The organism is Methylobacterium sp. GXS13, from assembly GCF_001455965.1.
Taxonomy (GTDB): domain Bacteria; phylum Pseudomonadota; class Alphaproteobacteria; order Rhizobiales; family Beijerinckiaceae; genus Methylobacterium.
Genome location: NZ_LKKO01000023.1, coordinates 33,441 through 57,172, shown reverse-complemented (window position 1 = coordinate 57,172; position 23,732 = coordinate 33,441). Strand labels below are relative to the sequence as shown.

Sequence of the window (23,732 nt, the reverse complement as noted above, 5' to 3'; positions counted from 1 at the left end):
AACCCTCCGAGAGCCACGGGGCTGGATGGGGCGTATGCGCTTAGCTCAAAACCAGCTTGATTCGCTCCATCGCGATCGATCGTTCGATTGAGCGGTTCACTCGGCGGGCTGAGGTGCGGGGCCATCCCGCTCCTGGGGTGCGGCGGGCTTGCCCAGCAGCCGCTCGAAGGCGACGTAGAAGGTCGGCGTCACGAAGAGCGTAATGAAGGTTGCCACGAGCAGGCCGCCGATCACCACGGTTCCCATCGAGACCCGGGCATTGGCACCCGCACCGCTGGCGATGGCGAGCGGCACCGAGCCCATGATGAAGGCGAACGACGTCATCAGGATCGGGCGCATGCGCAGCCGCGCTGCATCCTGTGCGGCCTGGAGCACGTCCTCGCCCTGTTTGCGCAGGTCCTCCGCGAACGCGACGAGCAGGATCGAGTTCTTCGCTGCCAGCCCGACCAGGAGCAGGAGGCCGACTTGCCCGAAGATGTCGAGGGCGAGGCCACGGATGGCGAGGAAGCCCACCGCGCCGAAGATCGCGATCGGCGTCCCGAGCAGGATCACGAAAGGCAGGCGCAGGGACTCGTACTGCCCGGCCAGCAACAGGAAGATCATCAGCGTGCCGAGGCCGAAGATCAGCGGCGCGTAGCCGCCGGCGATCTTCTCCTGGTAGGCGACATCGGTCCATTCCACCGCGTAGGTGGACGGTAGCTTGGCATCGGCCAGGGCCTCGATCGCCGCGATGGCGGTGCCGGAACTGGCGTTGGCCGCCGTGTCCACGGCAATCTCGATGGTCGGGTAGGTGTTGTAGGATAGGACCGCGGTCGGGCCGGTGACGAAATGCGTCTGGATCAGTGAGCCGACGCGGACCGGCTCGCCCCTGTTGTTGAGCACGGTCAGCGCCTCGACATCCTCGATCGTCCGGCGTCCCGAGGCCTCGCTCTGGACGTAGACCTGGTAGACGTAGCCGAAGCGGTTGAAGAGGTTCACGAAGGTCGAACCCACATAGGTCCCCAGCGCGTCGAACAGGTTCTGGAGCGGCACGCCGAGTTGCTCGGCCTTGGCCCGGTCGATCTCCAGGCGCATCTGCGGCACGCCGTAGCTGGTCGTCGGGATCGCGCGCCCGACCGAGGGCAGTTTTTCCATCTCGGCGATGAAGCGCTGGGCGGCTTCGGCGAGTTTGAGGCCCCCGGCACCGCTCCGGTCCTGCAGTTCCAGGGTGAGGCCGCTGCGCGAACCAAGCCCGGGCAGCGGCGAGGGATTCACCACCCGGATCTGGCCATCGGGGTCGTGCTTGAAGCGCCTCTGGACCGTAGCGATGACGTCGTTCACGCTCTGGTCGCGCTCACCCCAAGGTTTCAGCGTCGGGATCTGAAAGCCGTAGAACGGCGCGATCGCATCGGCCAGGATGCTGCGGCCGGTCACGCCGATCGTGTGCTCCACGCTCGGAATCGCGCGCAAGGCCTCGCCGACACGGTCGACCATCTTGTCGGTGCGTGCCACCGCGGCGCCCTTGGGCAGAACCACGTCGGCGAAGAAGTAACCTTGGTCCTCGTCCGGCACGAAGCCGGAGGGGCGCTGCATGGTCATCCACACGGTAACGGCGGCGAAGAGCACGAAGACGATCGCTACGAGGGCGACGTGGCCCGTCAGCCAGCCGATCGCGGCTACGAGGCGGCGGCTCGCGCCCTCCAGCCCGGCGTTGAACCAGCGCAGGGGCGCCCGCCAGCGGCTCTCATCCTTCGCGTCCGGTTCGCGGTGCTTGAGGATCAGCGCGCACAGGGCGGGGGTCAATGTCAGCGAGACCACCGCCGAGATCATCACCGAGATGGCGATGGTCAGGGCGAACTGGTTGTAGAGCTTGCCGGTGAGGCCGGGGATGAAGGCCACCGGGACGAACAGCGCGGCCAGGACCAGGGTGGTGGCGATGACGGGCCCGGCGACCTCGGTCACGGCCTCGCGCGAGGCCTCGCGCGGCGCCATCCCTTCGTCCATCAGGCGCTCGGTGTTCTCGACGACGATGATCGCGTCGTCGACCACGAGGCCCACGGCCAGCACCATACCGAGGAGGCTCAAGGTGTTGAACGAGAAGCCGAGCAGGGCCATCGGCCCGAAGGTGCCGACCAGCGCCACCGGCACCGCGATGGCGGGAATGAGGGTCGCACGCCAATTCTGTAGGAAGAGGTAGGTGACGATCACGACGAGGACGAGCGCCTCGAACAAGGTGCGCACGACCTCGAAGATCGCCTCCTTGACGAATTCGGTGCGGTCGAGGGCGATCTTGTATTTCAAGCCCGGCGGGAAGCGCTTGGCGAGGTCCGCCATGGTGGCGCGGGCGCCGTCCATCACCTGCACGGCGTTGGCATCCGGGTTCTGGTAGAGCCCGAGCGTGGCCGAGGGGGCCCCGTCGAAGCTCGAACGGACGCCGTATTGCTCCGAGCCCAGCTCGACCCGCGCGACATCGTGGATGCGGACCACAGAGCCATCCGGATTCGCACGCAGGAGGATGTTGCCGAACTCCTCTGGCTGGCGCAGACGACCCTGGGTCACAAGCTGCAACTCGAAGGCGGTCGCCTGATCGACCGGCGGCTTGCCGAGGGTGCCCGTGGTGATCTGCGCGTTCTGCTGGGAGATGGCGGTCGTGACGGCGCCAGGGCTGATGCCGAGCGCTTCCATCTTCAGCGGATCCAGCCAGATCCGCATCGCGTAGCGCTTGTTCGAGAAGTTGACGATGCGGCCCATGCCTTGAACGCGGCGCAGCGGCTTGATCACCTGCGTCTCGGCCCAGTTGGCCAGGAACAGTTCGTCGTAGGGCGCCCCATCCTCCGCGTAGAGGACGATATTGCCGAGCCGCTGGCGCGAGCTCTTCGTGATCTCGAGGCCCTGCGCGTTGACCGAAGGCGGAAGCTTGGCCTCCGCCCGGTTGGCGCGGGTCAGGACCTCCGCGGCCGCGGCGTCGAGGTCGGAGCCGACCTCGAAGGTCGCGTCCATGCTGACGCTGCCGTCGGTGTTGCTGGTCGAATTGATGTAGAGCAGGTTCTGCGCCCCGTTGATCTCCTGCTCCAGCGGGATCGCGATGGCCTCGTAGGCCTGCTGCGCGCTGGCCCCCGGATAGGTCGCCTGGATGTTGATGATCGGCGGGGCGATCTCGGGGAACTGGGCGATCGGCAAGGTCAGGCCGGCGACGGCGCCGATCAGCGTGATCAGCACGGAGATGACGCCGGCCAGAACCGGCCGATCGACGAAGCGGGCGAACATGCGAAGGTCGGGGCTTCCGGTCGTGAGCCAGCATCGTGGCGGCGGCGTTGCAACGTCTGGCCCGTAAGCGTGTTCCTCTGCCGCCGGACTGTCGCGATCTCATGGGCCGGCGCCGTCGGTCTCGGGAGCGTCAGCGGTGCGGACAGCAGTCAAGGTGGGTGTCGGGGTGGGGCTGGTCATCCTGGCCGGTGCGGGGGGCTGGTACGCGGCCGGGCGGCCCTCGCCGGAGCACATCGTTGCTGCGCTGCCGTTCCTGGGCGAGACGGCGGCTAAGGAGCCGGCCGAGCCGCCGCTGCAGGTCCGGGTCGTCACCGTCCGCAAGGTGAAGGTCCCGATCGCCTTTACCTACACGGGAACGATCATCTCCCAGCAGGATGCCACTCTGCAGGCGCGGGTGACCGGTAACGTCACGGAGCGCCCGTTTGAGCCTGGCGGCCACGTCAAGAAAGGGCAGATCCTCTTCCGCATCGATCCGCGGCCCTTCGAGGTGGCCCTGCAGACCGCCAAATCGCAGCAGGCCCAGGCTGAGGCCCAGCTCACCTTCGCCCAGGCCGAGGTGGACCGCACCGAGTCGCTGGCCGACAAGGGCTACGCCACCGAGCAGCGGTTCCAGCAACTCCAGGCGAACCGGACCTCGGCGGTCGCGCAGGTGCAGGGGGCGGAGGCCGCCATCGCCCGGCAGAACCTCAATCTCGACTACGCGGTTGTGAACGCTCCGTTCGACGGACGCGCCAGCTTGTCGACCATCAATCCCGGCGATCTCGTCATCGAGAACCAGACCCAATTGGTCTCCGTCGTCCAGCTCGATCCCATCGACATCCAGATGGCCCTGTCGTCCGAGGATTCGGAAGCGGTCCGGGCGGCGATGCGGGATGGAGGCGTCACCGTCTCTGTGCTCGGCGAAGACGGAAAGCCGGTGCGGGAGGCCAAGATCTACCAGCTCGACAACCGGTTCGATCCCCGGACGGCCCGACGCCTCGTCCGGGCCCTGATGCAGAACGACGACGAGCGCTTCCTGCCCGGCCAGTTCGTCCGCGCCAGCATCCGGACGGGCACGAAGGAGAGACTCCTGGTGCCGACCGCCGCCCTCGACTCGCAGCTCGCCCAACAGATCGTCTACGCGGTCGATGCGAGCGGCAAGGTTCAGCAGAAGCCCGTCACAACGGGGGACACCTACGGCGAGAACACCGCGATTCTGGACGGGCTCTCGGACGGCGACCAAGTGGTCGTGGATCATCTCCAGGAGATGCGGCAGAACCTGAAGGTCGTCACCCAGCCGGCGGGGGACGTCAAGGTTGATGGCAAGGCGGGTGCGGATGCGCCGGCGTCGGGCGAACCTGGCTGAGAATGTTTCGTCGCGCGATTCGTCGCCGTCTCCGCGACGTTTATAGATCCTGTCGTCACCGGACCGGTCCTCCATGTCGAAGCTTCGTCTTGCCCTCGCCGCCGCCGCTCTCCTCGCCCTTGGCGGACCGTCCGTCAGCGCACGCCAGTCGGAGTGCCGCGTCACCCACGAGGCCTATGCGGCATTGAAGCACGGGATGAGCTACCGTCACGCCGAGAAAATCCTCGGCTGCCCGGGCCGTCGGATGACCCATATGACCATCGGCAAGGTTCGGCGGGCAACGTATTTCTGGCGCGGCACTGGCCGCACCGGCGCGAATCTCGCTCTGTCCTTCCGCAACGATCGGCTCACGAGCAAGTCGCAACTCGGACTGCAATAAAATTTGGCTCCGACCATGTATTCGATGGCGATCAGGAGGAAAAATACTAGAGCTGTGCGCTGGCAGATCGATGCTGTTGGGGTGGGTGATCTGGCTCGCTTAAGAGCCAATGGATGAGCTCATAATAGTAGATTGCCAGGCCTTCAGCCCTGTCGATCAATCTGCGCGAGCGTGTGGCCACCACGATTGAAGCGGATCCAACGTCGCGTCAGGCGGCCAAACGCTTCGGGGTCGGGGCTGCCAGCGCGGTCCGTTTGCATGGGCGCTTCCGACAGGGCGGACAGATCACGTTCGCACCCAAACGCATTTGCTGCGGCTCCAAAGTGCAGCACCTGGAATCGTAGGCTGCACCCGCAGCCGCATGTGGCTGAACGACGGCTCGGGCAAACACCTGCGGCCGCTCCCCCGCAACCACGTCTGGAGCTTCGACTTCGTGCAGGCCCAGACCCACGACGGCCGGCGCCCGCGCATGCTGATCGATGCGCACAGCCGGGCGTACCTGGCACTAAAGGTCACGCGGCGCATCAACAGCCTCGGCGTGATCGAGGCCCAGGCGGAGGCGATGTGCCTCCACGGCAACCCGTAAAATATCCGCCGCGACAATGGTCCGGAACTGAAGGACCTCGCAGCGAGATGAGCTCAACGTCGTCGCCCAAATGGGCAGCCGACGTAGGCTTGCAAGTCCAGTCCATCGCTCCCGGATCGCCGTAAAAGGTTCAGGTATTGCGAGCGTTTCAGCGGCAAACTGCGCGACGAGTGCCTACGCCAGGAGATCTTATACTCGGTCAAGGAGGCGCAGATCGGAATCGGTCAGTGGCAGAACACGTGCACTTGCGTCCGACCACATTCGTCGCTGGGTAACCTCCCGCTTGGGCATGTCAGTTGCCCAGATTTGCCCCTCCGGCGACCCAGGGCCGCTACCATGCAGCCGCGTGACATCCAGCCCAATCAAAATTACCAATTCAGTCAACAGAACTAGCAATTTTATATTTGGCCCTTCTCCCACATAGTCCGGCGACTTTAAAAAAAGATAGTAAAAACTACATCTATGTTGATTATCGAGAACGCCAGACAGAAAGATTTAAAGCCGACATTGGGAAGTCTTTTGTCGAGCGCCGTACCGCATTTCTTGAAGTCGGGCCGATCGTCGACCGCTGGGTAATTCGACCGCGACCCGTGTTCGAGCGTCCTGCCTCCACAAGCCGGACAGGTATTGGCACGCCGGGGCCAGGACGAAGCGCATCGGCAGGATCAACAGAGCGCCGACTGTCAATCCGATCGCGCCGGCGCCATCGCGGTGACCGGCCACGCAACCGAGCCCTTGGCAAACGGAACATACGAGGCCGCGCTGAATGCGGCTTCGTGCGCGGCGTGGGCCGGGGCCGACAACCCGTAGGTCACCAGCCCGTGCATCAGGATGCCGCCGCCGACCCAGATCATCGAAGCCGTCCCGAGGATGGCCGGAAGCCTGAGCAGGATCGGCATGCCGTGGGCCACGCCGCGACCGAGACCGCGAAGGAAGGCTCGCCCGCTGGCCGCAAGATCCTGCAGTTCCCTCATGGGCAAACGGAGCGAACGCACGGCCGTGCCAATCCCTCTGTCAGGCGCCCGCGGGCACGCGCGTCCCGCGTGAATTCAGCGCGCCGATGCTCTCTGCCAGCTTGCCCGTCGCCTCGCCGATCTCGGCGGCCGTATGCGGTTCACCTCTGGCCTTGAGGGCAAGCTGACATCGGATCAGTTCCTCCTCCAAGTCGGACGTGAGCACATGATCCCCTAGGGATGGCAGCAGCCGACGGACCGTGTCTTTCAGAGCCGGCAATCGTTCGGCAGGCACATCATCGATGAGTGTCGCGAGGGTCCGCCAGACCTCCGCGACGACGGTGTTCTGTATGCTCTCCGACGTGACGACACCGATCGAGGCAATCGCGCGAACAGCGTCCTCCACTGCTCTGTCGACGTAGATGATGCGTGACGCGGGACGCTCGGAGATCGGATCCGCGTGGCTCCAGCGTGCGATGATATCGCGTAAACAGTGACAGACGAGGATCGCGGGCTGCGGGTTCTGCTTCGATGTCGATGCTGTGGTCCAGGCGATCGAGTAAAGCTGCTCGATCCCGAAACCCGCATCCTTATCGGTCGTCCGTCGCGGCTCGATCGTGACGGCTTTGTCGATTGCGGCATCGAGGGCAGCTTGAGCGTCGACCGTCAAAGGACGGGCGGCGTGCAGACGGTAAAAGGGATCGTGGAAGGCCAGGTTGGTCCCGATGCGTGCGATGAACTCGATCTCGGCGTCATGATCCAACGCAGATCGCTCCAGGGCTGAGACGTCGATGTCGCAGACCACGCCATAGGTGTCCGTTCGGACGGTCCGCGACCACGACAGGTCATCTCGCGGTGCCCGACGCGGACGCTCAATCAGGCGCCGCTCCTCCGCGCGCGCTTTAATCGTATGATCATGGATCGTGGTGATCACCGAATACGGTCGCATCTGATCAATGGTGCTGTAGATCAGAATGACCACCAAGCACAGAGCAGCCCGGGTCATCACGAGCGAAAGCAAAGCCCCGATTACCGGCTTGTGTCCGGGCGTCGCACTGCCCAGCATCAGCAGGACGAAGATGCTGAGCCCGACGAAGAAGCCGAAGCTGAGCTTATTCAAGCGGCGCTGGATAAACTGGTCGTAGACATGTGTGGACAGCGTGGAGGCAGTTTGCTGAACGGCGATCAGCAAGAGCGAGAAGGTGATCGACGTCACGGTGATCATGCCGGAGGCGATCGTGCTCAGCAGGCTCCCGATGGCAGAGGTCTCGCCCAGGACGTGGGCCAGCCAGGGCAGCGGCTCCGCCCCAGGCTGGTTCCAAAGAAGATCGTCCAAGAGATAGGTCAGCGCGAAGAGGCTAAGGAACGCGGCCACGACCAGCAGCGGAAGGCCAATGAACTCCCGCAATGACCGACGGATGACCACGAGGATACCATCTCGGGCATGGTGTGCATGGCTCATCGAACGATCACCGAATCGGTCTGGAGTTCGTGCATCACCCGGGCGCCTCGCTCGACAGGACCGGCGCCCCTCAGAAGTGCCCGCTCCCGTCCAGCGGTTGAGCGCGCAGGTGGGAGCGGGGTGATCAGCGCTGCATGTCTTTCGGCAGGTGCTCGATCGGGTTGACTTTGCCGCTACCGGCCCCGCCCTGGAGGGAGCCTCCCTTGATCACATCGGTCGACGACTTGATTGCGCTTGGCGGAGCAACGCGACCCGTATGCTGATCGTCCGGAGAGACCGGACTCTCAGTGTGATGGGTCCCGTGGGGCAAAGTGGCCGGTGTCGGTTGGTCGATGCGGCTCTTGACGGATTGCGCCTGCGCCGTGCCACACACCATCGTGACACATACCCCGAGGACGCCGAACGCCCGCAAGGCGCCTGGCAGGCCGTGCCCGTGTCGAACGCGAGGCATCAGATTTCCTTGAATGAACTGTTGACGATCTGCGATGCGCGACGTGCACGGAAGACATCGCGTCGGTTAGTTCTTTGACGGGCTGATCTCGGAGCCCCACGTGAAACATCCGGTTCCCGTGGAGCTTCCCAGATTGCGACGGCGCACCGAGACGAGGTACGGAGTTCCAACCCGGAACAGTCCTCGTGACGGTGCGCGTGTAGAAAAGGGCGTGCGTTACTTCACGCCACTCGGCTGCCCGGTCGGGCCCATGCCATATCCAACGCCGTTTGGCGCCGAGGAAGATGCAGTGCCCGCACCGTTACGCGGCATGCGCGCGCGATGTGCATTCTTGCGGTAACGGCTCATCCGCACCCACGTCGTCGGTGCGCCGGTCATCCGGACGCCGTGATCGGTCTCTCCGGCAGAGGCCGGCGCGGAGACACCAGCAAGGAGGATCAGACCGGCTGCTGCGGTCAACATTTTGATCGCCATAGATCGTATTGCTCCCAGGTCCGCGGAAAAGTCCGCGAGGACTGGCGATCGAACATTTCTACAACGAGCGGGTTCCTGCCGGGTTTGTCAGGTAAAGTCCTACAGAGCCGGGGTTTCTGAGTAGATGGACCCGGGCTGATAGCGTTCCGGGGCCTAGCGCAGCGTCAGCGCATCAAGCCAGCCATGGGCCGCACCGTAGCGGATGATCTCAGCACGCGTCTTCAAGCCGAGCTTCTCGGCAGCGCGCGCCTTGTAGGTCTCGACCGACTTGATACTGACCTCCATGCGATGCGCGATCTCCTTGTTGCTGAACCCTTGGGCAATCAATCGGAGCGTTGCGGTCTCGCGCGGGCTGAGGGTCTCCCGCCCCTGGCCGCCCCCAACGCTGCTCTTGGCCGAAGGCTGGTCGGCAAGTGCATGGCCCGCAATGGATGGGTCCAGGTACAGGCCGCCAGCCGCGACCGCCCGCAGCGCGCGAAGGAGATCCTCTGCCGCTGAGCGCTTCAGCAGATACCCCCGCGCACCAGCCCGCAAGAGGGGCTGGACGTACGCAGCGTCCTCATGAACCGTGAGAACCAGCACCTGGGTTCCCGGGCATTCAACCGAGATCCGTTCCGTCAATGCCAGTCCATTGAGGCCGGGCATCGAAATGTCGATCACGGCCACATCGGGCTTTGCGGCATGAATGAGCGATAAGGCTTCGCTCCCGCAGGTGGCGTCACCGACGAGCACGATGTCCAGGTCGGCGGCGAGCAATGCTCGGATCCCGGCCAGGACGATAGGGTGGTCGTCAGCCAGAACGACCCGGATGCGATCCAAGATGCTATTCCTCGGGCGTCAGGCGGGGCGCGAAAGCGGGATGTAAACGAAGAGCGCTGCGCCGGATCCGGGCGAGGATTCGAGCGTGAGCTTGCCGTTGAGGAGGGACAAGCGCTCGCGAATGCCGGACAATCCCAACCGGGGTTTCGGCCCTGATCCTTCCGGAGATCCGACAGGGCAGGCATCTGTATCGAAGCCGACGCCATCGTCCTCGATGATGACCCGTACTTGCTCCGGGCGTCGTTCCACGGACACGCTGACGTCGGAGGCCTGCGCGTGCTTGAGGACATTCGTCAGGGCCTCCTGCACGATCCGGTAGATTGCCGTCTCTATTCGCGTGGGCAGGCGAACGCTGTCACCGATAAACTGCAGGTCTGAGCGGATGCCATGCCGCTCACTCCAATCGCGCAAAAGCGTCCCGAGGGCCTCGCGCAAACCGAGATCGTCCAGGGCGGTCGGCCGGAGATCGACGGCGGCGTGGTGAATGTCGCGACCGATCTCACCGGCGATGATTTGCAGCCAGTGGAGTTGCTCCAGAGCCTGCGGTGGCGGGGAGGAGCTCTTTAACAGCCCTTCCAAATTCTTCAGGCCAAGCGAGAGGCCCGTGACGGTCTGCCCGACCTGATCGTGAAGCTCCCGCGCGATGCGGCGCTGCTCATCCTCCTGCGCCTCGTTGAGCTTGCGAAGCAATTCCGCGTGATCGGCCTCGGCACGCTTGCGCGGTTCGATGTCGGATACGACCCCGTAGAAGAGGCTGGTCGAGGTGTCTGCGTCCAACACAGGCGTACGACCGGTCAAACGGACCCAATTCGGCTCCGATCCCGACCGGTTGACGCGGAACTCCACGTCGAGCGTCGTTCCGTCCGCGAGGCTTCCGCGCAAGGCTTCGGCGAGGCGCTGCCGGTCGTCGACGGAGATCGCACTGAGGGCGTCATGCGCATCGGTTTCGGTCTCGCGCAGGCCCGTCACGCCCGCCTTCCATCCGAGAAGGTGAGCGGCTCGTGCGGATCCGGTCACGCGTCCCCGCGCCGTGTCCCACCGCAACGTGCCGAGTTCCGCCGCCTCGGCGGCTACTGCACCCTGCTCCTCGCTCGATCGAAGCGCCAGGGCGAATTGCGCCTGCTCTCCAGAGCGCCGTTGCGCCATGTCCCGGCCCACAAGCCCGACAAGTGCAAGGGCCAGCCCGACGCTGAGCACGCTTCCTCCAGCCAGCACGTAGTACGAACGCGCGACCGGTGCGTCGAGCTTTGCCGCCGGCACGCTGAAATGGACCGACCAGCCGCCGGTATCCTTGAGGGTCCGGTACACCACCTCGACGTCGGAGCCTTCCAACGCCGAGCCCATGTAGAATCCCTGCGGAGCGCGTCGGATGGCCGCCAGCAGGGCCGCGTCGGCCGGGTGGCCGAGTTCCTCCGCTTCCGCCCGGGTCCGGGCAATGGTGTTTCCGTCCGCATCGACGATCGTTCCGACCCAACCTTCCGGCGCACAGGCGTTGCGCAGGATCGCGCTGACCGCCTTTGTGGCCAGACCTATGGACAGAACGTAGGGAAAGGCGGAGCCGCGGATGACAGGGACGCGCAGGGCGACGAGACGCTTGCCCGAGATGGGCCCGATCGGACCGATGCCGCCCACGGTGGGGCGTCTCGTCCTCATGACTTCGTCGAAGCTCTTTCGATCGGCTGTCGGCCCGAGTCCATCCGTGAGGGCTCGAAGAAGGTTGACGACTTGAATGCCGTCGGCCCCGGAAAGTTCGACGGTCTCCCATAACGGGTGCGCGCGTTTCAAACGCTCCGCTTCGGCGTAGAATATGGTGAAATCCGGCTGATCGAGGCTGGTTGCGGCGGCCTGGACTTCAAGGGCGGCCATCTGCATGGCGATGTCGGCGGCAACCCGCTCGGCCACGCGGGCCGCACTGATAACGGCGGCATGGCGGGTAAGATCACGCTGCTGCTGCGCCATCACCGTGGCGACCCAACCGCTCAGCAGCAGGACCGGGATGGCGGCCGCCAGAGCCAAGGCCACCAGGGTTCGGCCGCTGCCCCGGCCCAAGCGTCGCCGGCCTGTCTTCTCAGCCGGGCCTACGCCCCGGATATTCAGAGGCACGTGTTCGAGGATCCCTTGCACGCGACGCCCCCTCCTTGTCGGTGGAGTTGATCGCGTGGTTCGGTCATTTCCAGTCCGACCATATGCCTCGATAGATCCGTTGGATGTTGCACGTGACGTCTGCAACTCGGACCGTTGTCTAAAAGCTCCAAGGATCGAGAAATAAAAACGGGAACAAGGGGAGTGATCGTACCGTCTCGCCGAGCCCACTGCCCGGCAGAGGCCGCGAGGGATCGCGCCTGCGAGTGGCGCGCCCTCGCGGGTTGAAGATCAGGTATTCTTCTTGTTGTATTTGAACGCAGGTGCGTTCTTCAAAGTATCCTTGTCGGTGTCGACGATCGCCTTGATGGATCCATCGGCCTGATGCAGGAAGATCGTCGCTGGATCGACGAGCACGTATCGTTCGCCCAACCCGAGGAAACCGCCGACACTCACGACGACACCCGTAACGGTCTTGCCGTTGTCGATCACCAGATCTTCGATTTCGCCGACGTTTTCGTTCTTGTTGTTGTAAAGTGTCTTTCCGACGAGCTTCGAGGACATGATGTCCGCCGGCTTGGCCGTGATGAACCTGATCTTGACCGTGGCAGAGTTGGCCATCGTCATGCCGCCAGCGCCGTCGATCGCAGTCGGCATCGCTGTGCCGGCCGGCGGCGCTGCCATCGGTTTCGCCTGCGCGTCGGGATGGGACGTCGATTTATCCTCGGCGAACGCCGGGCCGGCAAGCAACGACCCTGCGATGAATGCAAGACAAACGATATTCTTCATAGTCGAACCTTGATCTCAATGATTGAATTCGGAGCGGTGTACCGAACGTCGGACTTGCGCCGTCGGGCGACGCAATCGGCGATGGGCGTGACGAACCGTATCGGGGCGTAAAGCACCGTTTGAGGCGCGAGTGATGGGCGAGGCTTTTTGGAACCCTCGTATCGCTCACGGAACAATCTGTGACTCGCAGACTGGGATTGCAGTCAGAGAAGACCGCAGTCCCGTCAGGACAATCCTGACATCCGCTCGGTTCGCCGTCGTATGCCGCTTGTCGGAGACGTAGAAACGCATCGCCGACGGTGCGTTGCTCGACATCGAGCCTTTGCATTCATCTGGTTTGACGAACCAGCGGCGACCTGAGAGAAAAGATGGTTGGGCGTGTTGAATCGATAAGATCTTAGCACGGGCGTTGCCATAGACGACGAGCAATTCATTGACGGCTCAATGCGGTATGGCAGCATTCATCCTTCGGAGTAGCTCTGTCCTATTGCGCAGCTGAACAAGGGTATCGGTATCAATGGCCCTAACCGATATTCCAGGCAATGTTGTGCTAACGTCGGCCCGATCCACGTCCAGGGAAGGCTTGTCATCAGTCTCTTCCATGTTCCATGAATGATACTATCGATCGTCGATTGCTTTTGGCCCAAGGCGGCAACAAAAAAGCCCCGGGCTTGCGCCACAGGGCTTAGGCTTGGGTTCAAGAATGCCGTTCTGACCAGCGAAGGGCGTGGTCGGGGATGAAGACGTCTACGCCAGCGTCGGTTGATCGGGGGATTTGACAGTGGCGTAGACGTCATCGGCTTGAGACCGACAGGCTCGTCTTTAAACGACCACTCCTGGCTTTGCTTGTCAGGTAAAGTCCTCCCTGCAATCCGCTTCGGAACCGAGATGCTATATCGCTGTCGTGCCCCGCGACGAGCCCCTCCGGAATCCGTCCGCGGCAAGGACGCACTCGAGGGACCCATCGCGCGCTCGCCACATCGCACGCCTGTCAAAGCCGTCAACATCGCGCGCAGTGGACTGTGCCTGAGCGTGTCGAAGGACGTGCTGCCATCGCCTGCCGATTTGGTCGAGCGGTCCTTTGCCTGGGCCTCGCGATGCCGATGCCGAGACAAGCCTTGCGAGCGTGACGCCACCCCGCTCGCAGATCTTCATGAGGCTGCTTGCGTCAGTTTTAGTCTCCGACAAACTGAACGTCTCATGGCAACGTCATCTTATGCACGACAGATGCCACGCGATTCGACTGGCCGCGGACGAAATTCCCTGATCGGCGGTGGGGTTACTCGACGGTGACGGACTTTGCGAGGTTCCGGGGCTGGTCGACGTCTTTCCCCATGAACACCGCGGTGTGGTAGGCCACCAGCTGGATCGGCACCGCGTACACGATCGGCGCCACCGTGGCGTCGAGATCCGGCATGGTGACGGTGGCCATGGTGTCGAGCCCGTGCTCGGCCGCGCCCTTGGCGTCGCCGATCAGGACGATGCGCCCGCCGCGCGCCGCGACCTCCTGCATGTTCGAGACCGTCTTCTCGAACACCGCGTCATGGGGCGCGATCACGATCACCGGCACGCTCTCGTCGATCAGAGCGATCGGCCCGTGCTTCAACTCGCCTGCGGCGTAGCCCTCGGCGTGAATGTAGCTGATCTCCTTGAGCTTCAGCGCGCCTTCGAGCGCCATCGGGTAGCTGGTGCCGCGGCCGAGATAGAGCACGTCGCGGGCCTTTGCGACGTCCCGCGCCAGGAGTTCGATCTCGGATTCCCGGGTCAGCGCCTCGGCCATCAGGCCCGGGGCCTTGATCAGCGCGTCCACCAGTCGGCGCTCCCCGGCCTCGTCCAGGGCGCGGCGGGCGCGGCCGGCCGCAATGGCCAGGCACAACAGCACGGTCAGCTGGCAGGAGAACGCCTTGGTCGAGGCGACGCCGATTTCGGGGCCGGCGAGCGTCGGCATCACCACGGAGGATTCCCGCGCGATCGTCGAGGTCGGCACGTTCACGACGCAGAGCGTGTGCTGGCCCTGGCTCTTGGCGTAGCGGAGCGAGGCCAGGGTGTCGGCAGTCTCGCCCGATTGCGAGATGACCAGCGTCAGCCCGTCCTTCTCCAAGGGCGCCTCGCGGTAGCGGGCCTCGGAGGCGACGTCGATCTCCACCGGCAGGCGCGCGACCTGCTCGAACCAGTAGCGCGCCACCAATCCGGCGTAGAACGCCGTGCCGCAGGCGGTGATGTAGACGCGGCTGAGCTTGGCGAAATCGAAGGGCAGCGCCTCGGGCAGCATGACCCGGCCGTTGGCCATGTCGACGTAGTGGGCGAGCGTGCGGCCCACCACCTCGGGCTGCTCGTGGATCTCCTTAGCCATGAAGTGGCGGTACTCGCCCTTGTCGATCCGGTAGGCCTGCGTGGCGATCTTCTGGCGCGGGCGCTCGACGCGGGCGCCCGCCTCGTCGCGGATCTCGGCGCCGTCCCGGGTCAGGATCGCCCAGTCGCCCTCGTCGAGATAGGTGATCGCGTCGGTGAAGGGAGCGAGCGCCAGGGCGTCCGAGCCGAGATAGGTCTCGCCCTGGCCGAAGCCGATCGCGAGCGGCGCGCCGTGGCGGGCGCCAATCAGCAGGTTCTCCTCCCCGGAGAAGATGAAGCCCAGCGCGAAGGCGCCGCGCAGTCGCGGCAGGGCGGCGGCCACCGCGTCGACCGGGCTCATCTGCCGATCCATATTGCGGCTGACCAGCTGGGCCACGACCTCGGTGTCGGTCTGGCTCTCGAACACGACGCCATCGGCTTCGAGTTCGGCCTTCAACTCGCGAAAATTCTCGATGATGCCGTTATGGACGACGGCCAAGCGCTTGGTGGCGTGCGGGTGGGCGTTGGTCTCGTTGGGTCGGCCATGCGTCGCCCAGCGAGTGTGGCCGATGCCGATCGTGCCGGTGAGCGGCTCCTGCGCGAGCCGCGCCTCCAGATTGATCAGCTTGCCCGAGGCGCGGCGGCCGGCGCGCCGGCCGTGCTCCAGGGTGGCGATGCCGGCGGAATCGTAGCCGCGGTATTCGAGCCGCCGCAGGGCCTCGATCACCTGCCCCGCCACCGCGTCGCGCCCGACGATGCCGACGATGCCGCACATGGACGTGTCTCTCGCTGTAACGCCCGGCCGTTGAGCGCGGGCACGCCGCGCAAGGTCCAGGCCGCCCCGCGCAATGCGGTGCCGAGCGTGCCTTGTACCGGATGGTGACGGCGCAGGGCCACCCCTGACCGCGCTTCGGCGTCCCGGCTTCAGGAACCCTTGCCGCGTCGGGCCTTCTCGGCCAGCAGGGCCGCGCGCTTCTCGGCTGCCCACCCTGGCTTCACCGTCTGGCGGCCGCGGGCAATCGCCATCGCGCCATCGGGCACGGCGTCGGTGATCACCGAGCCGGAGGCCACATAGGCGCCCTCCCCGATCGTGACCGGGGCGACCAGGGCCGAGTTCGAACCGATGAAGGCACCGGCGCCGATCGTGGTCCGGTGCTTGAGCACGCCGTCGTAATTGCAGGTGATCGTGCCGGCGCCGATATTGGCCTTCGCGCCGACCTCGGCGTCGCCGAGATAGGTGAGGTGCGCGGCCTTGGCCCCCGGTCCCATCCGGGCGTTCTTGAGCTCGACGAAGTTGCCGAGTTCCGCGCCGGCCTCAAGGACGGCATGGCCACGCAGCCGGACGAAGGGCCCGATGCGTACGCTTCCTTCGAGAACGGTGTCGGTGAGGTGGGCGAAGGCCCGCACCGTGCAGCCGTCCGCGACCCGGACGCCCGGCCCGAACACCACATGCGGCTCCACGACGACATCGCGTCCGAGGATGGTGTCGTGGCTGAGGAACACGGTCTCGGGGGCGACGAGCGTGGCGCCGCCTAGCATGGCGCTGCGGCGCAGCCGGGCCTGGATCGCGGTCTCGGCGACGGCGAGCTGCACCCGGTCGTTGACGCCCTGCGCCTCCGCCTCGTCCACGGGCACGACCGTGACGGAGAGCCCCTCGGCAACGGCGAGCGCCACCGCGTCGGGCAGGTAGTATTCGCCGGCGGCGTTGTCGTTGCCGATGCGCGTGAGCAGCGCCAGCGCGTGTTGCCCCGCGAGCGCCATCAGCCCGGCATTGCACAGGGTGACGGCCCGCTCGGCCGGGCTCGCATCCTTCTCCTCGCGGATCGCCAGGACGCAGCTGCCTTCGGTGAGCACCCGGCCGTAGCCGGTCGGATTCGGGCTTTCGAACGCCAGGACGGCGACGCCTGCGCCGTTCGCCAGCGGCGCACGGAGTCTCAAAAAGGTTTCGGCACTGATCAGCGGCGTGTCGCCGAAGGCGATGACCACGTCGTCGTCCGGGGCTTCGAGCACGGCCCGGGCGGCCAGAACCGCGTGGGCGGTCCCGAGCCGCTCGGCCTGCGGGAAAACCTGCGCGCCGGGCGCCTCCCGGGCGATCTCGGCGGCGACGTCCTCACGGCCGGGCTCGGCCACCACGGCGATCCGGCCGGCGCCCGCGGCCTGCTCGGCCGCCAGCACATGGCCGAGCATGGTCCGCCCGGCAATCCGGTGGAGCACTTTCGGCAGGTCCGAGCGCATCCGCGTGCCCTTCCCGGCCGCGAGCACGATGGCGGTGAGGCTGCGCGGGGGCGTGGCGGGAGGAGTCATTGCGGGTCCGGGCGTCATGATTCGGCGCGCCCCGGATGGGCCGGACGCCGGCGCGACGCAAGACTGTCCCGGCGGATGTCAGCGCAGGGCCAGCGCCCCGTGATGGGCCGAGCCGTGGGCGTAATGCTCCCGGCGGCGCTCGATCGAGCTCGGGATCCGGAGAGATTCCCGGTACTTGGCTACGGTCCGACGGGCGATGTCGACGCCCTCGCTGCGCAGCTTCTGCACCAGTGCGTCGTCCGACAGCACGTCGTCCGGCGTCTCGCCATCCACCAACTGCTTGATCCGGTGACGCACGGCTTCCGAGGAATGGGCCGCCATACCGGCCGCGCCGGGGATCGCCGCGGTGAAGAAGTACTTCATCTCCAGGGTGCCGCGGCTGGTGCCGATCGCCTTGTTGGAGGTGACCCGGGAGACGGTCGATTCGTGCATGCCGATCGCCTCGGCCACGGTCTTAAGGTTCAGCGGGCGCAAATGCGTGACGCCGTGGACGAAGAATCCATCCTGCTGGCGGACGATCTCGGTGGCGACCTTCAGGATCGTGCGGGCGCGCTGCTCCAGGGAGCGGGTGAGCCAATTGGCGTTCTGCAGCGCCTCCGACAGGAACGCCTTGTCGCCGTCGGCCGAGGCGCCGCGAACGACCCGGGCATAATAGCTCTGGTTGACCAGCACGCGCGGCAGGGCCTCGCCGTTGAGTTCCACCAGCCAGGATCCGTCCGGGGCGGCGCGCACGAACACGTCGGGGATCAGCACCTCGACACCGCTCGATCCGAAGGCCCGGCCGGGCTTCGGGTCGAGCCGGCGGATCTCGCCCAGCATCTCGACGAGGTCCTCGTCGTCCACGCCGCAGAGGCGGCGCAGGGCGCTAAAATCGCGCTTGGCGACAAGGTCAAGACGCGAGACGAGGGCCTGCATGGCCGGGTCGAACCGGTCGCGCTCGCGCAGCTGGATCGCCAGGCATTCAGCGAGGTCCCGGGCGGCGATGCCGGGCGGGTCGAAGCTCTGCACCAGGGTCAGGACCCGGGCCACCGTGGTGGGCTCGGCGCCGAGGCGCTCGGCCACGCCTTCGACGGTCTCGCGCAGGTAGCCGGCCTCGTCGACCGCATCGATCAGGAAACCGCCGATCAGCCGCTCGGCTGGATCGCGGGTTGCCAGCTCAAGCTGGCCCGCGAGGTGATCGCGGAGGGAAATCTCGGCCGTCAGGGCGGCCTCGAAGTCGGGGGCGTCGGAATCGAAGCTGCCGCCGCTGCTGCCGTAGGGCGGCGGCGTCAGCGAAAGCATGTCGCCCGCGGCGGATTCCTGGACCTGCGTCGGGGCGTCGTCCGGAAAGACGTTGTCGAGCCGCGTATCGAAATCGGTCTCGATCTCGCCGCGGCTTGGGTTGAGCTCGGTTGCGAGCCACGAATCGGACTCGGCGCCATCAAAGCCGTCACCGGAGGCCGCCTCGTCGGACGGGCCGCTCGCCTCGGCTGCGTCGGTCGGTGCTGAGCCTTCGGATTCAGCGCGTTCCAGTAGCGGATTGCGCTCCAGCTCAGCCTCGACATAGGCAGCGAGATCGAGGTGCGACAGTTGCAGGAGTTTGATCGCTTGCAGGAGCTGCGGCGTCATCACCAGGGCCTGGCCCTGACGCACTTCCAGCCGTTGCACCAAACTCATAAGAGGCCCCGATGCCCTTTCAGCGTTATTGACCAGCCGAGCAACGTTGCTTGCGGCATGGTTATTGCATCTCGTGCCCGATCACCTCTAAACCGATCTTATGCGCGCGTCAAAGATCGCCGACGCTGATCGGTGTTGGCAACGGATCGAACGGTGCGCGCGTGGTGCGCAGGCCACAGAGGGCCACCGCTCAGTGTCACGGAGAGCGTTTAACGAAGCTGTGCATCCACGCCGCCGCTAATGGTCTGGTGCCGGCGGCACGCGATCCCGTGCCGCTTGGATCCCATGCCATTCGGCACAGACGTGAGGACGCGCCACGACCGTCGAGGCGTCAATCCTTTGCGAGGAGCCTCTCGTATTCGGCCTCGGCCGGTCCGTAGGCGTCCCCAGCCAGATCCTCGAGTTTGTCGCGATCGATCACGATGATTCGCCCGCGCCGGGCTCGGATCATGCCCGAGCCTTCCAGCACGTGCGTCGCGGTCGTGACGCCGGGACGCCGAACGCCGAGCATCATCGCCAGAAATTCGTGCGTCAGGATCAACTCGTCCTTCTGCAGCCGGTCGTGGGTCATCAGGATCCATCGGGCGAGCCGCGCCTCGATGGTGAGATCCGTGTTCGCGTAGACGGTATGTCCCACCTGCACGATCAGGCTCTGGACGTATCGCCCGAGCAGGCTGCGCAGGGTCGGGCTCTGGGCCAGTGCCGTCTGCAGGGCCTGCGCAGGAAGCCGCAGGGCCACGAGATCGGATTGGACCAGGGCCGTGTGCGGCGTACGGTCCGTGCCGAGCACGAGCGGCGCGCCGCACATCCCCTCGTATCCGACAACCCCGATTTCGATCCGACCTTCGAGTGTGTCGGCAACCAGCGACACGATGCCTTCCTCGACGAAATGGGCGTGGGCGATCGGCTCGAGCGGCAGGATCAGCAACTCGCGCAGCGGCACCGAGACGGTCTCGAGCGCCGGCGCGAGGCGGGCGAAATCATCGGGTGTCATGAGACGGAGCAGCCGATTTCGGACGCCGTCCTGCTTCGGTCGATCCAAGGCTCCGCTCCACAGTCGGGGTTAGGGCGCGGACGGTCTCACAATCATCGGCGCTCAAGCGTGTCAGCTCGCGATCGGATCGAGGTAAACGGCCGCAGCTTGACCACAAGCAAAATTAAGCTGACTTCCAGTCTATGTACGGTTTCAGACGATAACGGGTCCGCATACCGGATCTGTTCCGATCAAACGTTGGAGACAGCATTCGTTCCCATGCGGAACATTCCGCGTCCGCAGCGTAGAACGCCAAACAACTTTGGTGCCTGCGTAGTGATGGCGCACGACGCCTTGACCCACGTTAGCGACAATAATCGTTCGGCGAGGCTAGTATCTCCTTTGCCTCAGGAGCCGGTGTGCCGTGCGCTACTTCACCGATTTCATCGAGGGCGAGGTGCTTTCTCGCGACGAGGAAGGCCTTGAATTCTCCGGCCGGCAGGATGCGTGCCGATCCGCTGCAGAAGCGTTGGTGGAAGTCGCCAACGATACGCTCCGCGTCAAACAGAACGCGCCGTTTGCCTCCGATCCCATCGGTCTCCATTTGGAGGCGCAGGTGCGAAACGAAGCCGGAACGATCGTTTTCCGGGCTCACCTCACTCTTGTCCTGGACTGGCCAGAGAGCGTGGCCGCCCCGAGCTGACCCAGCCGGTCACCAGCCGCAATTGGGGATCGGCGGTTGTGGCTTGGCCAGCGCCGCCTTCTCGATCGCCACCATTGGACCCCAGGCGTATTTCTGCGCGTGCGGGGTGACGTTGGCGAACAGGCAGCCGAGCTGGAAATGGCTGGCGCCCATCTCGCCCGAAAAGCCCATGCAATCCAGGAAGGTCCAGGTCTTCGGGACCGGGGTCATCGAGCGCCAGCGCGGCATTGCCACCGGCGCGCAGACCTTGACCGCTCCGGTGCCGTCATCCGCGTTCAGGGCGCTCTCCGGCGTCTGGGCCCCGGCCGGCGCCGCCAGAAGAGGCAGTGTGACGAGGACCGCGGAAAGCAGGCCGGAATAGCGCGACGTGGGTGTGTTCATCGGGTCAGTGCATCGTCCGCCATAGGGTCGCGAGGATCGCGAAGCCCATCACGTTGTACAGGATCGCCCAGATCCACACGCCCATCACGGCTCGGCTCGGCTCGCGCGGACTCTGGCGACCGAGGCGCAGTCGGTTCCGATCCTCAGGCGTCGGCCAGATCGCGCCGCGGGGCGCTTTCAGCAGGCGGGTCAGGGCCTCGGGTAGAGTGAGGCCGGGCGGCGGTTCGCCGTTCATGACGGCCTCGGATGCGGCGGGCGGCTCGACGCCGCCCGGGATGACCTTACTACAGACGGCCGCCCCGGGCCGGCAATGCGACGGAGCAGCCTTTCGGCCTACAGCACCGTCCCCGGCGCCTCGGGATAATACTGATAGGCCCAGGTCTCGGAGAGCAGGCGGTCCCCGTTCTTGAGCTTGAGCCGCATCTCGACCGGATCGGGCCCGTCCGCGAAAACCTTCAGGAAGACCCGCCAGGGGCTCGGCTTGCCGTAGGGCGCCCAGGTCGCCCCGACCTCCTCGGCACGGCCGCGCGACAGCGTCAACACCACCTGAGCCTTCTCTGGATCGAGGCCCGCCAGGGCCGCCCCCTCGAATTCCAGGACGAACTGGCGAACGAGGTTCGCCCGGCCCGGGCGCCTGTCCGGGGCGGACAGCCAGGACGCCTTGGTCGCCCGTGTCGCGACACAGCGGGCGAGATCGGTGGCGACCGGCTCGGTCACCGGCCAGTGCAGGCGATAGGCGAAGCTGCGCTCCGCCCACGCGGCCGGCGGATCGGCCGGCACCCACATGGCGCCGATATTGTCGTCGGTCTCCTGGTGCGTCGGGATCTCGACGAGCTGCACGCTGCCGGCCCCCCAGTCGCCCTGCGGCTCGACCCAGATATGCGGGCGGTTCTCCTCGAACCCGTCGTCGATATAGGTTTCGAACGACCGGTCCCGCTGGAGCAGGCCGAACCCCTTGGGCGAGCGGTCCGCGAAGGCGCTGACGCTGAGGCGCGGCGGGTTATTGAGCGGACGCCAGATCAGCTCGCCGGCGCCGGTCTGCATCAACAGCCCGTCCGAATCGTGCACCTCCGGCCGCCAGTCGCTGGCGAGGAACCGGCTCATCCCCTCGGAGTACCAGAGCATCGAGGTCAGGGGCGCGACGCCGAACCGCTCGACCGCCTTGCGGATGTAGAGCGTACAGGCGACGTCGATCACCACGTGCGGCGCCTTGCGGGCGGTGAACCGGTAGGCGCCGGTGAGGCTCTGACCTTCGAGCAGGGCCAGGATCGTGACCACCCCGTCCGAGGCCGGCGACACGTAGAAGCGGGTGAAGACCGGGAACTCCTCCGTCTTGCCCGGTCCCGGCGCCGTGTCGATGGCGATACCCCGGGCCGAGGCGCCGTATTGCGCCCCGTCGCCGGCGGCGCGGAAATAGGAGGCGCCGAGGAAGGCCAGCCAGTCGCCGTCGGCGCCCGGCTGGTCGGCCGGGACCTTCTGGAAGCGGACGCCGGCAAAGCCGGCGCCGTCGGGCAGGTCCTTGCCGGGATTGCCGGGCGGGTAGGCGAAGAGATCGCGGGAATACAGCACCTCGCGGGCCTGGCCGCCTTCGAGGGCGAAAATCTTCACCGGATGTCGGAAGAAGTTGCCGAGGTGGAAGAAGGTGACTGGGTACGGGCTTTCCGGGAACAGCGCGTGCGCCGGCGGATACCGGATCTCCTGGAGGGGCCCGTAGGTCAAGGCGTCGAGGGTCGGCGAGGCCGGTGCCTCGGGAGGGGGCGCGTAGGGGCGATCGCGCAGAATGCGAGCCAGCGCCTTCAGCCGTTCGAAATCCATCGGCTCCGGCGGCGCCAGGCGCGGACCGCCGGACGCGGCCCGGGCGGGACGCGCAAGGGGCGAGAGGGCCAATAGGCCCACGGCTGTCAGGGCGCGTCGCGTGATCAAGCTCGAATCTCCGGGAATCGCCGGTCGGACGACCTGCTTCGCCCTCTAGTCACGCTTGCATGACCACGCAATTGACCGCGGCGCCGGCCTCCGTTCAGCTTCGCGGGCCGCAGGCGTTGGTGGGGCCGTCGGTTTCCCAGAGCGCGGCGCCGCCCCCGGGAGCGCATTGGCCCGGCAGCGCCAGGGTGATCAGCTTGGACAGGGTGCGATCCTCGTCTTCGCCGTAGCCGATCTCCCCGACCATCCGGCCGGCCTTGTCGAACAGCCCGACGGTGGCGGAATGCTCCATCGTGTAGTCGCCGCCCGGAACCGGCACGCGCTTGTAGGCGACGTGGTAGGCGTCGGCCATGCGCGCTACCTGCTCAGGGGTGCCGACCAAGCCGCGGATCCGCGGATCGAACGCGGTCAGGTACTCCCGCAGGCTCTCGGGCGTGTCGCGCTCCGGGTCGAGGCTGACGAACACGACGTTGATGCGGTCGGCGTCGCGGCCCATCCGGCCCAGCGCACCGGAGAGCGTCGTGAGCGTCGTCGGGCAGACCTCCGGGCAATGGGTGAAGCCGAAGAACAGGGCGGAGGGCTTGCCGCGCAGGTCGGCCTCGTTCACCGGGCGGCCGTCGAGATCCGCCATGGCGAAGCTGCCCCCGACCCGGCGGGGATGGCTGAACTGCGAGCTCTGCTGCAGAACGATCGCCCCCGTGCCGGTGGCGACCAGGGTGACGAGTGCGGCGGACGCGATGAGGGCGAGCGGGCTCGGTGCCATGCTGTGACCTGCGGCGGGAGCGTCGATGGGATCCATATGGGGTCGGGATCGCGCCGCGCGATCCCGCTGCGGCGATCCGGGAACTCACTTCTACGAGTCCGGTTTGCGGTACACC

17 protein-coding genes and 2 pseudogenes are annotated in these 23,732 nt (G+C 65.9%); 5 read left to right on the top strand and 14 right to left on the bottom strand.

Annotation, left to right across the window (positions count from 1 at the left end):
* Positions 1–96: 96 nt before the first annotated feature.
* Positions 97–3,246 carry an efflux RND transporter permease subunit gene (locus AO398_RS07820; RefSeq protein WP_058191497.1) on the bottom strand — a complete coding sequence of 1,050 codons (3,150 nt, stop codon included), beginning with the start codon at positions 3,244–3,246 and terminating at the stop codon, positions 97–99.
* Between the two features lie 136 nt (positions 3,247–3,382).
* Here AO398_RS07820 and AO398_RS07815 point away from each other — a divergent pair, with 136 nt between their 5' ends.
* The 4 genes and pseudogenes from AO398_RS07815 to AO398_RS28180 form a co-directional block, all read left to right on the top strand.
* A complete protein-coding gene (locus AO398_RS07815; RefSeq protein WP_058191496.1) occupies positions 3,383–4,591 on the top strand; it encodes an efflux RND transporter periplasmic adaptor subunit in 1,209 nt (402 codons plus the stop codon).
* A gap of 73 nt (positions 4,592–4,664) precedes the next feature.
* The gene (locus AO398_RS07810) at positions 4,665–4,970 is read left to right on the top strand and encodes a DUF3862 domain-containing protein (protein ID WP_058191495.1); all 306 of its coding nucleotides are present in this window, start codon (positions 4,665–4,667) and stop codon (positions 4,968–4,970) included.
* 131 nt (positions 4,971–5,101) lie between these two features.
* A pseudogene (locus AO398_RS28185) lies at positions 5,102–5,257 on the top strand (IS630 family transposase); the annotation flags it as partial.
* Between the two features lie 65 nt (positions 5,258–5,322).
* A pseudogene (locus AO398_RS28180) lies at positions 5,323–5,829 on the top strand (integrase core domain-containing protein); the annotation flags it as partial.
* Positions 5,830–6,239: 410 nt separating this feature from the next.
* Here the strand turns inward: AO398_RS28180 and AO398_RS29310 are convergent.
* From AO398_RS29310 to AO398_RS07760, 9 genes are all read right to left on the bottom strand, one after another.
* Positions 6,240–6,455, bottom strand: a complete 216-nt coding sequence (locus tag AO398_RS29310; protein WP_244498696.1) for a DUF808 family protein — start codon at positions 6,453–6,455, stop codon at positions 6,240–6,242.
* A gap of 115 nt (positions 6,456–6,570) precedes the next feature.
* Positions 6,571–7,971 (bottom strand): DUF2254 family protein, encoded by a 1,401-nt coding sequence (locus AO398_RS07795; RefSeq protein WP_082643174.1) that lies wholly within the window; start codon positions 7,969–7,971, stop codon positions 6,571–6,573.
* A 1,078-nt stretch (positions 7,972–9,049) separates the two neighbouring features.
* A complete protein-coding gene (locus AO398_RS07790) occupies positions 9,050–9,715 on the bottom strand; it encodes a response regulator transcription factor (protein ID WP_058191491.1) in 666 nt (221 codons plus the stop codon).
* A gap of 18 nt (positions 9,716–9,733) precedes the next feature.
* Positions 9,734–11,737 (bottom strand): PAS domain-containing sensor histidine kinase, encoded by a 2,004-nt coding sequence (locus AO398_RS07785; RefSeq protein WP_244498695.1) that lies wholly within the window; start codon positions 11,735–11,737, stop codon positions 9,734–9,736.
* Between the two features lie 351 nt (positions 11,738–12,088).
* On the bottom strand, positions 12,089–12,586 hold the full coding sequence (locus AO398_RS07780; protein WP_058191490.1) for a PRC-barrel domain-containing protein: 498 nt from the start codon (positions 12,584–12,586) through the stop codon (positions 12,089–12,091).
* A gap of 1,279 nt (positions 12,587–13,865) precedes the next feature.
* Complete coding sequence (glmS, locus tag AO398_RS07775; RefSeq protein WP_058191489.1) at positions 13,866–15,692, bottom strand: glutamine--fructose-6-phosphate transaminase (isomerizing); 1,827 nt, start codon at positions 15,690–15,692, stop codon at positions 13,866–13,868.
* A gap of 149 nt (positions 15,693–15,841) precedes the next feature.
* Entirely contained in the window at positions 15,842–17,221 is a 1,380-nt protein-coding gene (gene glmU, locus AO398_RS07770) for a bifunctional UDP-N-acetylglucosamine diphosphorylase/glucosamine-1-phosphate N-acetyltransferase GlmU (protein WP_058191488.1), read from the bottom strand.
* A gap of 78 nt (positions 17,222–17,299) precedes the next feature.
* Entirely contained in the window at positions 17,300–18,877 is a 1,578-nt protein-coding gene (gene rpoN / locus AO398_RS07765; protein ID WP_058191487.1) for an RNA polymerase factor sigma-54, read from the bottom strand.
* A gap of 331 nt (positions 18,878–19,208) precedes the next feature.
* Positions 19,209–19,919 carry a Crp/Fnr family transcriptional regulator gene (locus tag AO398_RS07760; protein ID WP_058191486.1) on the bottom strand — a complete coding sequence of 237 codons (711 nt, stop codon included), beginning with the start codon at positions 19,917–19,919 and terminating at the stop codon, positions 19,209–19,211.
* 355 nt (positions 19,920–20,274) lie between these two features.
* Here AO398_RS07760 and AO398_RS07755 point away from each other — a divergent pair, with 355 nt between their 5' ends.
* Positions 20,275–20,553: a hypothetical protein gene (locus AO398_RS07755; RefSeq protein WP_058191485.1), complete on the top strand. Its 279-nt coding sequence runs from the start codon at positions 20,275–20,277 to the stop codon at positions 20,551–20,553.
* Between the two features lie 9 nt (positions 20,554–20,562).
* On the opposite strand, the gene AO398_RS07750 is transcribed toward AO398_RS07755, so the two are convergent.
* The 4 genes from AO398_RS07750 to AO398_RS07735 all read right to left on the bottom strand — a co-directional run bounded on the left by AO398_RS07750 (position 20,563) and on the right by AO398_RS07735 (position 23,617).
* A complete protein-coding gene (locus tag AO398_RS07750; RefSeq protein ID WP_058191484.1) occupies positions 20,563–20,934 on the bottom strand; it encodes a hypothetical protein in 372 nt (123 codons plus the stop codon).
* A gap of 4 nt (positions 20,935–20,938) precedes the next feature.
* A complete protein-coding gene (locus AO398_RS07745) occupies positions 20,939–21,169 on the bottom strand; it encodes a hypothetical protein (RefSeq protein ID WP_058191483.1) in 231 nt (76 codons plus the stop codon).
* A gap of 98 nt (positions 21,170–21,267) precedes the next feature.
* Complete coding sequence (locus AO398_RS07740; protein WP_058191482.1) at positions 21,268–22,857, bottom strand: glucan biosynthesis protein; 1,590 nt, start codon at positions 22,855–22,857, stop codon at positions 21,268–21,270.
* Between the two features lie 94 nt (positions 22,858–22,951).
* Entirely contained in the window at positions 22,952–23,617 is a 666-nt protein-coding gene (locus tag AO398_RS07735; protein WP_058191517.1) for an SCO family protein, read from the bottom strand.
* Positions 23,618–23,732: the final 115 nt, after the last annotated feature.